This is a genomic window from Tsukamurella sp. PLM1 (assembly GCF_023168325.1).
Taxonomy (GTDB): domain Bacteria; phylum Actinomycetota; class Actinomycetes; order Mycobacteriales; family Mycobacteriaceae; genus Tsukamurella.
Window position 1 is genome coordinate 2019898 of sequence record NZ_AP025688.1, and the last position, 15271, is coordinate 2035168.

Genomic DNA, 15271 nt, shown 5'->3' on the forward strand with positions numbered 1-15271 from the left:
GCCCGGCCTCACCGCGGCCGGGCCCGGGGGCGCACAATGGGATCCATGATCGTCAACGCATATGGAGCCGTGTCCGCCACCGATCCGCTCGGGCCCATGACCATCGAGCGCCGCGATCCCGGGCCGCACGACGTGCAGATCGCGGTGCGCTATGCGGGAATCTGCCACAGCGACATCCACACCGTCCGCAGCGAGTGGGGCCCGCTCGGTACCCCGTGGTCCCCGGCCACGAGATCGCGGGCGAGGTCACGGCGGTCGGCTCCGACGTGACGAAGTTCAAGGTCGGCGACCGGGTCGGCGTCGGCTGCTTCGTGGACTCCTGCCGCGAGTGCGCCGCCTGCTTGCGCGGCGAGGAGCAGTACTGCGAGCGCGGCATGGTCGGTACCTACAACGCCAAGGGCCGCGACGGGCAGCCCACGCAGGGCGGCTACTCCACCGGCATCGTCGTCGACGAGAACTACGTGCTCCGGGTCCCCGAGAGCATCGACTACGCGGCCGCGGCGCCGCTGCTGTGCGCCGGCATCACCCTGTTCAGCCCGCTGCGCCACTGGAACGTGGGCCCCGGCACCCGGGTCGCGATCATCGGTCTCGGCGGCCTCGGCCACATGGGCGTGAAGCTGGCCGCGGCGATGGGGGCCGAGGTCACCGTGCTCAGCCAGTCGCTGAAGAAGATGGAGGACGGCCTGCGGCTGGGCGCGCAGCACTACTACGCTACCTCCGATCCCGACACCTTCAAGGCGCTCCGCAACCGCTTCGACGTCATCATCAACACCGTCTCCGCGAACCTCGACATGCACCCGTACTTCGGGATGCTGGCCGTCGACGGCACGCTCGTCGAGGTGGGCCTGCCGGAGCACCCGGTGCCGGTCAACGTCTTCGACCTGACCCGCAACCGGCGCTCGTTCGCGGGGTCGATGATCGGCGGCATCGCGCAGACCCAGGAGATGCTCGACTTCTGCGCCGAGCACGGCATCGGCTCGGAGATCGAGCTGATCTCGGCCGATCAGATCAACGAGGCGTACGAGCGTGTGATCGCCTCGGACGTGCGGTACCGCTTCGTGATCGACACCGCCACGCTCTAGGCCACGCTCTAGGTCTGGATCGCCTTCCACGGCGCGGTGAGCGCGCCGGCGACGTCCTGACCCGCGTTCTGCGCCAGCAGGAGCGCGGCGAAGGCCGCGTCGCCGGCGAGCACCTCCAGGTGCTGCGCGTCGTGCCCGCCCAGGTCGAGCGGGGCGACGGCGTCCTCGATGGCCTTCTTCACGTCGATCGCGTCGCGCGCGCTGTACAGCGCGGAGATGAGCTCGACGGCCGTCCGCCGGGTGACCGTGTCCGCGACCTCCGTGCCGCTCGCCGTCGAGAGCTGCTCGCGCGTCAGGCCGGGGATCGTGTCGAGGATCGCGGTGACCCCCGCGAGTTCGGTGACCGGTTGTCCCATGGTTGCTCCTAGGTGGTCTCGGGCGCGTTCACGTGCTCGTGGAGTGCGGCGATCGCCGCGGCCTCGATGGCGGCGTCGTCGGCGGCGCTGATGTCGATGCGGGCCGTGCCCGCGGCGTGCTCCGCCAGCTCGGCGTGACGGGTCGCGAGTCGCTGCGCGAATCCCGCTGCCACATCGGACTTCCCGGCGCCGTGGCCGCAGATCACGAACGGCAGGCCGGGAGCGTCCTCGGCGATCGCCGCCGCGAGGTCGTCGAAGTAGTGCGTCAGGTCGTGCTCGTCGTCGCGTCCGGTCTTCTTCTCGACGGTGCGCAGCCGCCGCGCGCGGGGGTCGCCGTCGCGCACGGTGTGCTCGGTGTCGTCCACCTTCGCGGAGTCCAGGTCGAAGACGAGGATGCGCGCCTGCTCCGCGTCGATCACGACGGCGGCGATCTCGCCGTGCCCCTTGCGGTCGGGGGCGGCCTTGAGCAGGTGCCGGGCGCGTTCGATGTCCTCGATGCCGACCTGCCCGCTCTGCGGGCGCCGGAAGACTTCGCGGTGGCCGTGGAAGTCGACCGCGAGCCGGTCGCCCGACTCGTTCTCGACCCGGTCCGCGACGCCCTCCCAGAACCGCTCGAACTTCACCCATTCGAGCTGGCGCGGGGCGGGCGACCCCACGATGGCGGCGTAGATCTTCCGGTACTTGTTGTTCATTCGGCGCGGTTCTCCTTCGGCTCGTCGCAATTACACGTTAGCCGAGCGAATCGCTGTCGCGCTGGTTGATCCGGATCAGGTTCCCGGACGGATCGCGGAACGCGCAGTCGCGGATGCCGTAATCCTGGTCCATCGGCTCCTGCACCACGTCCGCACCCGCGCCGGCGACGCGTTCGAACAGGCCGTCCAAGTCGTCGGTCGAGAGGGTGACCGCGGTGTAGGCGCCCTTGGCGATCAGGTCGAGCACCGTCTGCCGCTCGTCGTCGGTGACGCCGGGGTCCATGGCCGGCGGGTGCAGCAGGATCGAGGTTTCCGGCTGGTCGGCGGGCCCGACGGTGAGCCACCGCATGTCCTGGTACCCGACGTCCTTGCGGACCTCGAAGCCCAGGGTGTCGCGGTAGAACCCGAGGGCGGCCTCGGCGTCGGTGTGGGGCAGGTAGGCGAGTGTGATCGAAATGTTCATGCCGCCCACGTTATTGCGGAGGGGCGGGCGGCGCTTCTCGATTCCTGACCGGTCTCATCACCTGCCGGGCGAGGCACGCGGGAATGCCCTCCGCGGCGGCGCTGTGGTCGCGTTGGTAGACGCTCGGCGGCACCCCGACGAGCTCGGCGAAGCGGGTGCTGAACGTCCCCAGCGAGGAGCTGCCCACCGCGAAGCAGACGTCGGTCACCGACATGTCGCCGCGGCGCAGCAGCATCATCGCCCGCTCGACGCGGCGCGTCATGAGGTACGAGTAGGGCGCCTCTCCGTAGACGCGCTTGAACTCGCGGCTCAGGTGCCCGGCCGACATGTGGGCACCCCGGGCCAGCTCTTCGACGTTCAGCGGCTGCGCGAACTCGCGGTCGATGCGGTCGCGCACCCGGCGCAGAACGGCCAGGTCGCGCGCCCGCTGCGCCGGGTCAGGATTCCGGGCGCCACTTCTTGGCGTACTCATCGACGTACTCCTGCCCGGTGAGCGCTTGTATCTCCTGCATCAGTCGGTCGGTCACCGAGCGCTCCAGTGCGTGCCGCTCGTCGGGGTCCGACGGGATGTCGTACTCGATCGGCTCGATGGGCTTGGCGAACTTCACCTGGACCCGCTCGGCGTGCCAGCTGAAGGGGCCGGGCGGCGAGACCTTGTCGGTGCCGATGACGCCGACGGGGACGATCGGCACGTTCGCCTCGAACGCGATCCGCACCAGGCCCGTGCGCCCGCGGTACAGCCGGCCGTCGGGCGAGCGCGTCCCCTCCGGGTACATGCCGACCAGGCGGCCGTCGGCGAGCAGCTTCTTCGCGGTGTTCAGCGCGGCGGTCGCCGCGTCGCCGCCCGTGCGGTCGATCGGCACCTGGCCGGTCTGCGTGTAGAAGAACTTCTGCAGCTTGCCGGACACGCCCGGCGCGGTGAAGTAGTCGCTCTTCGCCAGGTACGAGATCCGGCGCGGCACCACGAGGGGCACGAACAGCCAATCGGCGATGGACAGGTGGTTGCCCGCGATGAGGGCGGGTCCGTCGGTGGGGATGTTCTCCAGCCCCTCGACGGTCGGCCGGTTCACCAGCCGGATCGTCGGTCCCACCGAAACGTGCTTGATCAGCCAGTACAGGAGCCCCTGGTCCCCGTGGTCGGTCTGCGCCATGGTCGACAACTTACCGGAACGTAAGTTGCGGGCGCGGGCCGAGCCCGGGGTTGCGATAGCCACCCGTCGGCGTCCGCCCTGGGCGGAAACCGCCTGGCGCCCGCCCCATAGAATGGGGTCATGTCTGATCTGCAGCTGAGCCGTCTCGACCTGCGAGGTCGCCGCCCGTCGCTCGCCGAGCTGCGCGCCGCCCTCCCGCGCGGCGGCGTCGACGTCGACGCGGTGGTGCCGCAGGTGCGCCCCATCGTCGATGCGGTCGCCGAGCGCGGCGCCGAGGCGGCCCTCGAGTCCGGTGAGCGGTTCGACGGTGTCCGTCCCGCCACCGTCCGGGTTCCCGCAGCGGCGCTGGCGCGTTCGCTCGCCGAGCTCGATCCCGCGATCCGCGAGGCTCTCGAGACGGCGATCGAGCGGGTCCGGAAGGTGCACGCCGACCAGAAGCGCGTGGACACCGTGACCGAGGTCGTGCCCGGCGGCACCGTCACCGAGCGCTGGATCCCCGTCGACCGCGTCGGCCTGTACGTGCCCGGCGGGAACGCGGTCTATCCGTCGTCCGTCGTGATGAACGTCGTCCCGGCGCAGATCGCCGGCGTCGGCTCGCTCGTGGTGCTCTCGCCCGCGCAGAAGGAATTCGGCGGCCTGCCCCATCCGACCATCCTCGCCGCGTGCGCGCTGCTCGGCGTCGATGAGGTCTGGGCCACCGGCGGCGCGCAGGGCATCGCCCGGCCGCGCACGGCGGTACCGACCTCGACGGTGCCGAACTGGCCCCCGTCGACCTCATCACCGGTCCCGGCAACATCTACGTCACCGCGGCGAAGCGGCTGTGCCGCGGGCTGGTCGGTATCGACGCGGAAGCGGGGCCCACGGAGATCGCGATCCTGGCCGACCACACGGCCGATCCGGTGCACGTGGCCGCCGATCTCATCAGCCAGGCCGAGCACGACGTCATGGCGGCGTCGGTGCTGGTCACCACCTCGCCCGAGCTCGCGGACCGCGTCGACGAGGCGCTCACGGCCCAGCTCGAGGTCACCCGCCACCGCGAGCGCGTGGACACCGCGCTGCGCGGCCCGCAGTCCGGCACCGTCCTCGTGGACGGGATCGACGAGGGCCTCGAGGTGGTCAACGCCTACGCCGCGGAGCACCTGGAGATCCAGACCGCCGACGCCCGCACGGTCGCCGGCCGTGTCCGCGCCGCCGGCGCGATCTTCGTCGGCCCGCACTCGCCAGTGAGCCTCGGCGACTACGCCGCCGGGAGCAACCACGTGCTGCCGACCGCCGGCTGCGCGCGGCACAGCTCGGGCCTGTCGGTGCAGACCTTCCTGCGCGGCGTGCACGTCGTCGAGTACGACGAGGCCGCACTCAAGGACATCGCCGGCACGGTGATCACCCTGGCCAACTCGGAGGACCTCCCCGCACACGGCGAGGCGGTGCGGCTGCGGTTCGAGTCGCTGAAGGGCGGCCGCGCGTGAACCCGCTGCCCGGTGAGGCCGTGAGCCTCGACCAGCTGCCCATCCGGGACACCCTGCGCGGCAAGGAGCCCTACGGCGCGCCGCAGCTCCCCGTCGCCGCCGCGATGAACACGAACGAGAACCCGCACCCGCCGAGCCCGGCGCTGGTCGCCGACATCGCCAAGGCGGTCGGTGAGGCGGCGGCCGCGATGAACCGGTACCCGGATCGCGACCTCGCCGCGCTGCGGAACCGGCTGGCGGAGTACGTGACCGAGCGGACCGGCACCGTCGTCGGGCCGCAGAACGTGTGGGCGGCCAACGGCTCCAACGAGATCCTGCAGCAGGTGCTGCAGGTCTTCGGCGGGCCGGGGCGTACCGCGATGGGCTTCGTGCCCAGCTACTCGATGCACCCGATCATCTCGGACGGCACGGATACGCACTGGATCCGGGGAAGCGGACGGCCGACTTCGGCCTCGACGTGGACTACGCGGTCGGGGCGATCGACGAGCTGCGCCCCGACGTCCTGTTCCTCACCAACCCGAACAACCCGACCGGGCACCTCATCGCCGAGGACGACCTGATCCGGCTGATCGGGGCCGCGCCGGGCATCGTCATCGTCGACGAGGCGTACGGCGAGTTCAGCGCCGGGCCGTCGGCGGTGCGGCTGCTGGACCGGTTCGGCGAGAAGCTCATCGTGAGCCGCACGATGAGCAAGGCCTTCGCCTTCGCGGGTGGGCGCGTCGGATACCTGGTCGCCGCGCCGGCGATCGTGGGGGCGATCCAGCTGGTGCGCCTGCCGTACCACCTCTCGGTGTTCACTCAGGCGGCGGCGATCGCCGCGATCGACCATCGGGCGGAGACCCTGGCCTCGGTCGCGCACCTGTCGGCCGAGCGCGACCGGATCTCCGTGCGGCTGCGCGAACTCGGCTACGACGTGATCGAGTCGCACGCCAACTTCATCCTCTACGGCGGCTTCCCCGACGAGGCGGCCGCCTGGCGCACGTACCTCGACGGCGGGGTCCTCGTGCGCGATATGCATATCCCCGGGTTCCTCCGTGTGACGGTGGGCCTGGACCACGAGAACGACGCGTTCCTCGCGATCAGCGAGCAACTCGCCCCGAAGGAGTCCCAGTGACCGACCGCATCGCGCGCATCGAGCGCACCACCCGGGAGTCGTCCATCGTCGTCGAGCTGAACCTCGACGGCACCGGGCGCACCGACATCGAGACGGGCGTTCCGTTCTTCGACCACATGCTGACGGCGTTCGGTCAGCACGGCAGCTTCGACCTCACGGTGCACGCCAAGGGCGACATCGAGATCGACGCCCATCACACGGTCGAGGACACGGCGATCGTGCTCGGCCAGGCGTTCGCTCAGGCGTTGGGCGACAAGAAGGGCATCCGCCGGTTCGGCGACAGTTTCATCCCGATGGACGAGACGCTGGCGCACGCCGCGGTGGACGTCTCCGGCCGTCCGTACGCGGTGCACACCGGCGAGCCCGATCACCTCGTGCACTCGATCATCGGCGGTTACCCGGGCGTCCCGTACTCGACGGTGATCAACCGGCACGTCTTCGAGTCGCTGGCGATGAACGCCCGGATCGCGCTGCACGTGCGCGTGCTCTACGGCCGCGACCCGCACCACATCACCGAGGCCGAGTTCAAGGCCGTCGCCCGCGCCCTGCGCGCCGCGGTGGAGCCTGACCCGCGGGTCACCGGCGTCCCGTCGACCAAGGAACTCTCTAAGCGTTCGTCCCGGGCCGACGGGGCGGCCGGCTCAGGCCTCGCCGCGCCGCAGCAGGCGGCCGTGGGGCGTCTCGAAGTCGACCTTCTCGCCGCGCAGCCAGGTGCCGCGGACGACGCCCGCGAGAGCGCGGCCGTCGTAGGGCGAGATGGCGTTCTTGTGGTGCAGGCGGTGCACGTCGACCACCTGGGCGGCCTCGGGCTCGAAGATCGCGAAGTCGGCGTCGAAACCCAACGCGATCCGCCCCTTGCGGGTCATGCCCGCCAACTTCGCGGGGTTCGCCGACATCCATTCGAGGACCTGCTCGAGCGAGATCCCACGCTTGCGGGCTTCGGTCCAGATCAGCTGCAGCCCCAGCTGGAGGGAGGCGACGCCGCCCCAAGCGACCCCGAAGTCGCCGTTCTCCACGTCCTTGAGGTCGATCGTCGAGGGGGAGTGATCGGAGACGATGCAGTCGATCGTTCCGTCCAGCAGGCCCTGCCACAGCAGTTCCCGGTTCGACGCCTCGCGGATCGGCGGGCAGCACTTGTACGCGGTCCCGCCGGCGGGGATCTCCTCGGCCAGCAGGGTCAGGTAGTGCGGGCAGGTCTCGACGGTGAGCTTGACGCCGTCGCGCCGCGCCGACGCGATCATCGGCAACGCGTCCGACGACGACAAGTGGAGCACGTGGGCACGGGCGCCGGTCCATCGTGCCCGCTCGATCACATCGGCGATGGCCTTGTTCTCCGCGCCGCGGGGACGCGAGGCGAGGAATCCCGAGTAGTCGGCGCCGGTCGGCTCGGGCGCGTGGTCGATGGAGCAGGCGTCCTCGGCGTGGACGATCATCAGCGAGTCGAACGTCGCGAGCTCCGCCATGTCCGCCTGCATCTCGTCCACGGAGAGCGCGGGGAACTCGTCGACGCCCGAGTGCAGCAGGAAGCACTTGAAGCCGAACACGCCGTCGTCGTGCAGGCCGCGCAGCTGGTCCTTGTTGCCGGGGACGGCGCCGCCCCAGAATCCGACGTCGATGTGGGCCTTGGGCCCGGCCACCTCCCGCTTGACGCGCAGGGCCTCGCGGTCGACGGTGGGCGGGATCGAGTTGAGCGGCATGTCCACGAGCGTGGTGACAGCGCCGGCGGCCGCCGCGCGGGTGGCGGATTCGAAGCCCTCCCACTCGGTACGGCCCGGCTCGTTGACGTGGACGTGGGTGTCCACGAGGCCGGGGATCAGCACCTGGTCGTCGGTGAGTTCGATGACCTCATGTCCCGCGAGCCCGTTGCCGAGCGGCTCGATGGCGACCACGCGGCCGTCGCGGATCCCCACCTCGCGGGCCACCGTGCCGGCGGTCGTGACGATGCGGCGTCCCCGAACGACGAGGTCGTACTCGGCGGTGTCCGTGCTCATGCAGCTTCTCCTTCGCTGAAATTCCGAGGGACGGAATTTCGTCTCGATCCTGGGGCCACAGTAGGTGTGACCTGCGCCACTAGTCAAGATTTGCGATTCCGCCGTACGACTATGGTATTCCGACATGCGGCATGACCCTTGACACGGGGCGCTGCATAGGTCTTACTTATCGCTACAAGTGGAACTGCTTTTCCGCACACCGGAACTTCCGACGCGGTCAGCCTGCATGAACGAAGGCCAGCATGACAGACGAAATTGCTCCCTCCGCCGACGCGAATCCCATTCGGCTCGGGGACTCCGACTCCCTCGCCCACGTCCCGGACGTGGATGCGTTGAACCGGCTCAGCGCGGGCCTCTACAACAAGGATCTCGCGCCCACCAAGCGGACCGGCCGCACGTGGGGTGGATACAACATCTTCACCCTGTGGGCGAACGACGTCCACAGCCTCGGCAACTACGCCTTCGCGATCGGGCTGTTCGCGCTGGGCCTCGGCGGATGGCAGATCCTGCTCGCGCTCGGCCTCGGCGGCGTGTTCCTGTTCCTCCTGCTCAATCTCTCCGGGTTCATGGGGGAGAAGACGGGCGTGCCGTTCCCCGTCATGAGCCGCATCTCGTTCGGCATTCGCGGGGCGCAGATCCCCGCGCTCATCCGCGGCGTGGTCGCGATCGCATGGTTCGGCATCCAGACCTACCTCGCGTCGGTGGTACTGCGGATCATGATCGTCGCCGTGGCGCCGGGGGCGGCGACGCTCGACGAGAACCGGTTCCTCGGCCTGTCGACTCTGGGCTGGATCTCGTTCGTGGTGCTCTGGGCGATCCAGCTCGTGATCGTCAGCTACGGCATGGAGATGATCCGCAAGTACGAGGCGTTCGCGGGGCCGGTCATTCTGATCACGATGGCCGCGCTCGCGATCTGGATGCTCGGCCGCGCCGACTGGTCGATCGCGTGGACGACGCCGGACTCGAAGACCGGGATCGACATGTGGCTGCAGATCGTCGGCGGCGCCAGCCTGTGGGTCGCGATCTACGGCACGTTCGTGCTCAACTTCTGCGACTTCACCCGCAACGCCACCTCCAAGAGGTCGATCGTGCGCGGCAACTTCTTCGGCATCCCGCTGAACATGCTGCTGTTCGGTGCCATCGTGATCACGCTGGCCGGCGCGCAGTTCCGCATCAACGGCCAGGTCATCGAGTCGCCCGCGGACATCGTCAAGACCGTCCCGAACACGCTGCTCCTGGTGCTCGCGTGCCTTGCCCTGCTCGTGCTCACCGTCGCTGTGAACCTCATGGCCAACTTCGTGGCACCGATCTACGCCTTGAACAACCTGTTCCCGAAGCATCTGAACTTCCGGCGCGCGGGCATCATCTCGGGCGTCATCGGCCTGATCATCCTGCCGTGGAACCTGTACGACTCACCGGTCGTGATCACGTACTTCCTCGGCGGCCTGGGCGCGCTCCTCGGCCCGCTGTTCGGCATCGTCATGGCCGACTACTGGCTCATCCGCAGGTCGCGCGTCAACGTCCCCGATCTGTATTGCGATCTGGCCGACGCGCCGTACTACTACCGCAGCGGAGTGAACCCGCGCGCCGTCATCGCGCTCGTTCCGACCGCCGGAGCCGCGCTGCTCATGGCGTTCGTTCCCGCCTTCCATGTCGTGTCGAACTACTCGTGGTTCATCGGCGCCGGCCTCGGCGCGCTCGTGTACCTGGCGGTCGCCGACCGCAAGGGCCCTTTCGTCGACGTCTCCGGCGAGCCGATCGCCGTCCCCAGCAAGCACTAGGAGAACCCCCATGCGCATTCTTGTCGCCAACGTCAACACGACGGCCTCCATGACCGAAGCGATCGCGGAGTCGGCGCGGTCGGCCGCGTCGGCCGGGACGGAGATCGTGGGCATCACACCGCGATTCGGTGCGGACTCCTGCGAGGGCAACTTCGAGTCGTACCTGGCCGCGATCGCGGTCATGGACGCAATCACGCGGTACGAGGAACCGTACGACGCCGTGATCCAGGCCGGCTACGGCGAGCACGGCCGGGAGGGGCTGCAGGAGTTGCTGGACGTCCCGGTCGTCGACATCACCGAGGCCGCGGCGTCCACGGCGATGTATCTCGGTCACAAGTACTCCGTGGTCACCACACTCGACCGCACGGTGCCGCTGATCGAGGACCGGCTCAAGCTGGCGGGGCTCGACGCCAGGTGCGCCTCCGTGCGCGCCTCCGGCCTCGGCGTGCTCGAACTGGAATCCGAGCCCCAGCGGGCCGTCGAGGCGATCGTTGCGCAGGCTCTCGAGGCCGTCGAGCGCGATCACGCCGAGGTGATCTGCCTCGGCTGCGGCGGTATGGCCGAGCTCGAGGAGAAGGTTTCCGCCGCGACGGGTGTCCCGATCGTCGACGGGGTGCGTTCCGCCGTGACGATCGCCGAGGGCCTCGTGCGCATGGGACTGACGACCTCGAAGGTCCGCACCTACGCCACTCCGCGGCAGAAGGTCGTCATCGGCTGGCCGTTCGCAATCTGATCGTCATCACCCACCGAAGTACCCCGCGGCGAAAGGGAACAGATCATGAGCACGACTGAAGCGCCGAAGAAGAAGCCCTGGTACAGATCCCTGTTCGTGCAGGTGCTGATCGGCATCGCGGCGGGCATCGCCACGGGCATCTTCTTCCCGGGATTCTCCGATCACCTGGCGCCACTCGGCCAGGGTTTCATCAAGCTGATCAAGATGCTGGTCTCCCCGCTGATCTTCCTGGTGGTGGTCACCGGCATCGCCAAGGTCGGCAGCATGGCGGCGCTGGGCAAGATCGGAGCGAAGGCACTGCTGTGGTTCACGGTGTGCACCACCTTCGCCCTCGCGCTGGGCCTGGTCGTGGGCAACGTGGTCCGCCCCGGCGTGGGCCTGAACATCGACCCGTCGACCCTCGACGCGAGCGCGCTCGATGAGAAGACCCACGGCGAGACCCTGCCCGGCGGCGTCGATTTCGTCATGAACATCATTCCGACGTCGGTGGTCGACGCGTTCGCGAAGAACAACCTGCTGCAGGTGCTGCTGTTCGCGGTGCTGTTCGGCGTGGCGCTCGCCGCGGTGAGCGAGAAGGTCCAGCCGGTCCTGCTCGAAGTGATCGACCAGGCGATGCACGTGATCTTCCGCATCGTCAGCTACATCATGTACCTCGCTCCGATCGGCGCGTTCGGCGCGATGGCGTTCACCGTGGGCAACTACGGGGCGGATTCGCTCAAGTCGTTCGGCATGCTGGTCCTCGCCTGCTACGGCGCAGCCGTGGTGTTCATCCTCATCCTGGCCGTCGCGGTCCGCATGATCACCGGCGTGAGTACGTGGAAGTTCCTCAGGTACTGCCGCGAGGAGTTCATGCTCGCGCTCGGCACAGGGTCGTCGGAGGCCGTCATGCCGTCGGTGATCAAGAAGCTCGACGCCGCCGGCTGCGACCGGTCGGTGGTGGGCCTGGTGATCCCGACCGGCTACTCGTTCAACCTCGACGGCGCAGCCATCTACCTGTCCCTGTCGATGATGTTCCTTGCGCAGGCCGTCGGCGTGGATCTCAGTGTGGGCCAGCAGATCGCGATCATGGGAATCCTGATTCTCAGCTCCAAGGGCATGGCCGGCGTCCCGGGCTCCGCCTTCGTCGCACTGTCCGCTACCGCTGCCGCGGTCGGGGCGTTCCCGGTGGCCGCGGTGGCCCTGCTACTGGGCGCCGACCGCTTGATGGACTCGATGCGCGTCGCCACCAACCTGCTCGGCAACTGCCTCGCGACCTTCGTGATCGCCCGCTGGGAGGGCCTGCTCGACACGGAGAAGATGAAGGCCGTCCTCGAGGGCACCCTCGTTCCCGACGATCCCGACGACGTGCGCACCCACCCCGGGCACGGCGCGGCGGAGTTCCCGCCGCGCGCCACCGAGGCGCTCGCGGCCGCCGACAGTTCCTCCACCACCTCCACCGATACTGAGGGAGCGAAGAATGGCTGACACCGCAACCGTGGCGATCCTCGGCAGCTGGGGCTACTACGGGCTGCTCGAGGACGCGCGTTCGTATCCGGTCGAAACGCCGTACGGCGCACCGTCGGACGACATCGTGATCGGTACCGCGCACGGCGAGCGGGTGGCGTACCTGACCCGCTCGGGGCGTGAGCGGACCATCCCGCCGCACCGGATCAATCACCGCGCGAACATCTGGGCGTTGCACAGCCTGGGCGTGCGGCACGTGCTCGCAGCCACCCCGGCCGGTGCGTTCGACCCGGCCGTCGGGGTGGGGACGGTGATGGTGCCCGATCAGCTCGTCGATCGCACGGGCCGCGTGGACGACACGTTCCACGACGACGAGGACGTCCGCGTCTCGTTCGCCGAGCCGTTCTCCGCGGCCACCCGGGCCGCGGCCGTCGCGGCGCTCCGGGAGCAGCGGTGGGTGGTCGGCGACGGCGGCGTCGTCGTCGCCATCCGTGGCCCCCGATTCTCGACCACCGCGGAATCGCGCTGGTACGCGGCTCAGGGCTGGGACCTCGTGTCCACCACGCCCTACCCGGAGTCCGTCCTCGCTCGCGAGCTCGGCATGGGGTACGCGTGCGTCGCGCTCGTGACCGATCACGACGTGATCGCCGAGACACCGTGGCCGGTGAGCCAGGAGCAGGTGCGGTCGGCGCTCGACGCCAACACGCTGCGCCTGCGCGAGGCGCTGGTCCGTGCCGCCGCCGCGCTCTCCTGAACGCGAAGACGACGGTGCCCCTCCCGAATCGGGAGGGGCACCGTCGTCTTCAGTGGGCTACAGGGTGATCTGGCGGTTGACGTCCTTGTACAGCAGGTACCGGAAGTTCGACGGTCCACCTGCGTAGCAGGCCTGGGGGCAGAAGGCGCGCAGGGACATGTAATCGCCCTCCTGCACCTCGACCCAGTCGCCGTTGAGGCGGTACACGGCCTTGCCCTCGAGTACGTACAGGCCGTGCTCCATCACGTGGGTCTCGGCGAAGGGGATGGACGCACCGGGCTCGAACGTGACGATGTTGCAATGCATGTCGTACGCGAGGTCCTGCGGGTCGAGGATCCGGGTGGTGCGCCACTTGTTGTCGGTGCCCGGCATCGGCGAGGGCTCGATGTCGCGTTCGTTGCCGACGGCGGGCTTCGGCGTGTACCCGGCGAGCGGCTCGTAGCGCTTGCGGATCCACTGGAAGACGGCGGCTCCGTCGGCGGTGTTCGCGACCGACCACTCGGTGCCGGCGGGGATGTAGGCGTAGCCGCCCTCGGTGAGGTCGTGCGCCTCACCGGCGATGGTCACCTGCAATGCGCCCTGCGTCAGCAGCAGGAAGCTCTGGACCTCGGCCTGGGGCTCCGGGCCTCCGACCCGCCGCCGGGCGCGACCTCGACGATGGACTGTGCGAAGGTCGTCGACCCGCCTGCGACGGGGCGGTTGAGAACCCATGCGCGGGTGTTCGTCCAGCCGGGGAACACCGAGGTCACGATGTCGCGCATGACGCCGCGCGGGATCACCGTGTACGCCTCGGTGACGATGGCACGATCGGTGAGCAGGTCCGTCTGCGGCGGGTGGCCGCCCTGCGGCGAGTAGTAGAAGGGGGCGGTCGTCGTCGCTACGGTGCTCATCGGTTCTCCTCGGGCTGGGTGGTGGTGGGTCGGTTCAGGGCGAGGTCGCGGACCGTCTCGACGGTGACCTCGGCGGCCGAGGCGACTTCGGCGGGGGTGACGGCCCCGCAGGTCACGCCGCGGTGGATGAAGGAGGCGAGTGCCCGGGCCGTCGCCGGCTCGTCCAGGATCGCGGAATCGATGCGGTGCACGTAGTTCCGCAGTCGCGTAGCGGCGGCCGGGAAGCCGTCGCGATAGAAGGCGTAGGTCGCGAGGAACCGGGTGACGAGCTGGGCGGGATGCAGGTCCCACCCCTGGTAGATCCCGCGCTCGAGGTGGCGGCGCACCAGGCGCGCGTGCAGGCGCCACGCGTCGGCGACGTGATCGGGCTCGCCGATCGGCAGGATGTTGGTCGAGCCGTCGGACAGGTGCACGCCGGTGCCGGCGACCGCGAGCTGCATGACGTTCTTCGCGTGGTCGGCCGCCGGGTGCTCCATCGACTGGTACTGGGCCGCGATGCCGAGGCTCGCCGAGTAATCGTAGGTGCCGTAGTGCAGCGACGTCACGCGGCGGTCTCCGGCGTGGAGCAGTGCGGCGACCGGGGCGGTGCCGCCGGCGCCCAGGATCACCTGCGGCGTCTCGACCTGCACTTCGAACGTCAGCTGCCGTTCCGGCAGTCCCAGTGCGGATTCCACGCCGCGGGCCACCTCGACCATGGCGGCCACCTGGCCGACCGTCGTGACCTTCGGCAGTGTGATCGTCAGGCCGTCCGGCAGCGGGCCGACCGCGGCGAGGCCGCTCACGAACAGGTCGTACGTGCGCAGACCGCGGGTCCGAGTCGCGGCCTCGAGGCACTTGAACCGGATGCCGATGAACGGCGCGGTGCCGCCGGCGACGGCCTTCGCTACGGCGTCCACGGCGGTGGCGACATCGGCGTCCTCCGCATCGTCGCCGCGGTCGCCGTACCCGTCCTCGAAGTCGAGACGCAGGTCCTCGATGGGCTCGTCGGTCAGTTTGCGCCGCACCAGGTCCGGCAGGCTCGGGTCGTCGAGCCCGACGGTGCGCGCGACCACGTCCAGGCCGCCGGCGGCGTCCGCCGCGGCGAGCGCCCGCTCGCCCCATTCCTGCGTGGTGTCGGGAGTGAACCGATCGGCCGGCAGGTAGACGGTGTGCACCGGCTGCCGTCGCCCGTCGTCGCCCGGATAGGCGCGGGCGAGGAGCTGGTCGGTCTCGGCCAGGCGGTTGTCGATCGCGGCCAGGGCGGCATCGGTGAGCGAGCGGCTGGGCATGGGACCTCCGGCAGGTAAATGGAAGAGTAATTCCGTATGGTGGAGTCTACGCCGCTGCGGCGGTGCCCACAAGGGTTCGGCGATCCG

At 69.6% G+C, this 15271-nt stretch carries 11 protein-coding genes and 5 pseudogenes; 8 read left to right on the top strand and 8 right to left on the bottom strand.

What is annotated here, in order from left to right:
- Window positions 1-45: 45 nt before the first annotated feature.
- Window positions 46-1082: pseudogene (locus MTP03_RS10495) on the top strand (NAD(P)-dependent alcohol dehydrogenase).
- Between the two features lie 8 nt (window positions 1083-1090).
- Here MTP03_RS10495 and MTP03_RS10500 read toward each other — a convergent pair.
- Genes MTP03_RS10500 through MTP03_RS10520 form a run of 5 tightly spaced genes read right to left on the bottom strand, consistent with a single transcriptional unit; the run spans window position 1091 to window position 3744 of the window.
- Window positions 1091-1438 (bottom strand): hypothetical protein, encoded by a 348-nt coding sequence (locus MTP03_RS10500; RefSeq protein WP_248491854.1) that lies wholly within the window; start codon window positions 1436-1438, stop codon window positions 1091-1093.
- Window positions 1439-1446: 8 nt separating this feature from the next.
- The gene (locus MTP03_RS10505; protein ID WP_248491855.1) at window positions 1447-2130 is read right to left on the bottom strand and encodes a hypothetical protein; all 684 of its coding nucleotides are present in this window, start codon (window positions 2128-2130) and stop codon (window positions 1447-1449) included.
- 37 nt (window positions 2131-2167) lie between these two features.
- Entirely contained in the window at window positions 2168-2593 is a 426-nt protein-coding gene (locus MTP03_RS10510; RefSeq protein ID WP_248491856.1) for a VOC family protein, read from the bottom strand.
- 10 nt (window positions 2594-2603) lie between these two features.
- Window positions 2604-3065: a helix-turn-helix transcriptional regulator gene (locus MTP03_RS10515; protein WP_248491857.1), complete on the bottom strand. Its 462-nt coding sequence runs from the start codon at window positions 3063-3065 to the stop codon at window positions 2604-2606.
- Entirely contained in the window at window positions 3031-3744 is a 714-nt protein-coding gene (locus MTP03_RS10520; protein WP_248491858.1) for a 1-acyl-sn-glycerol-3-phosphate acyltransferase, read from the bottom strand. Before MTP03_RS10520 ends, MTP03_RS10515 begins: the two co-directional genes overlap by 35 nt.
- Before the next feature lie 120 nt (window positions 3745-3864).
- Here MTP03_RS10520 and hisD point away from each other — a divergent pair.
- The 3 pseudogenes from hisD to hisB form a co-directional block, all read left to right on the top strand.
- Window positions 3865-5210 (top strand): annotated as a pseudogene (gene hisD / locus MTP03_RS10525) (histidinol dehydrogenase).
- Window positions 5207-6324, top strand: a pseudogene (locus MTP03_RS10530) (histidinol-phosphate transaminase). The pseudogenes hisD and MTP03_RS10530 overlap by 4 nt, the downstream one beginning before the upstream one ends.
- A pseudogene (gene hisB, locus MTP03_RS10535) lies at window positions 6321-6923 on the top strand (imidazoleglycerol-phosphate dehydratase HisB); the annotation flags it as partial. The pseudogenes MTP03_RS10530 and hisB, both read left to right, overlap by 4 nt.
- 42 nt (window positions 6924-6965) lie before the next feature.
- Here the strand turns inward: hisB and allB are convergent.
- Complete coding sequence (gene allB / locus MTP03_RS10540) at window positions 6966-8315, bottom strand: allantoinase AllB (protein WP_248491859.1); 1350 nt, start codon at window positions 8313-8315, stop codon at window positions 6966-6968.
- A gap of 242 nt (window positions 8316-8557) precedes the next feature.
- Here allB and MTP03_RS10545 point away from each other — a divergent pair, with 242 nt between their 5' ends.
- Genes MTP03_RS10545 through MTP03_RS10560 form a run of 4 tightly spaced genes read left to right on the top strand, consistent with a single transcriptional unit; the run spans window position 8558 to window position 13026 of the window.
- Complete coding sequence (locus tag MTP03_RS10545; protein WP_248491860.1) at window positions 8558-10096, top strand: NCS1 family nucleobase:cation symporter-1; 1539 nt, start codon at window positions 8558-8560, stop codon at window positions 10094-10096.
- Between the two features lie 10 nt (window positions 10097-10106).
- Window positions 10107-10829 (top strand): aspartate/glutamate racemase family protein, encoded by a 723-nt coding sequence (locus MTP03_RS10550; RefSeq protein WP_248491861.1) that lies wholly within the window; start codon window positions 10107-10109, stop codon window positions 10827-10829.
- 45 nt (window positions 10830-10874) lie between these two features.
- Window positions 10875-12293: a C4-dicarboxylate transporter DctA gene (dctA, locus tag MTP03_RS10555; RefSeq protein WP_248491862.1), complete on the top strand. Its 1419-nt coding sequence runs from the start codon at window positions 10875-10877 to the stop codon at window positions 12291-12293.
- A complete protein-coding gene (locus tag MTP03_RS10560) occupies window positions 12286-13026 on the top strand; it encodes an MTAP family purine nucleoside phosphorylase (protein WP_248491863.1) in 741 nt (246 codons plus the stop codon). The genes dctA and MTP03_RS10560 overlap by 8 nt, the downstream gene beginning before the upstream one ends.
- 57 nt (window positions 13027-13083) lie before the next feature.
- On the opposite strand, the pseudogene MTP03_RS10565 reads toward MTP03_RS10560, so the two are convergent.
- Together MTP03_RS10565 and MTP03_RS10570 are read right to left on the bottom strand one after the other, a co-directional pair.
- A pseudogene (locus tag MTP03_RS10565) lies at window positions 13084-13916 on the bottom strand (bifunctional allantoicase/(S)-ureidoglycine aminohydrolase).
- On the bottom strand, window positions 13913-15184 hold the full coding sequence (locus MTP03_RS10570) for an aldolase/citrate lyase family protein (RefSeq protein ID WP_248491864.1): 1272 nt from the start codon (window positions 15182-15184) through the stop codon (window positions 13913-13915). The pseudogene MTP03_RS10565 and the gene MTP03_RS10570 overlap by 4 nt, the downstream one beginning before the upstream one ends.
- Between the last annotated feature and the right edge of the window lie 87 nt (window positions 15185-15271).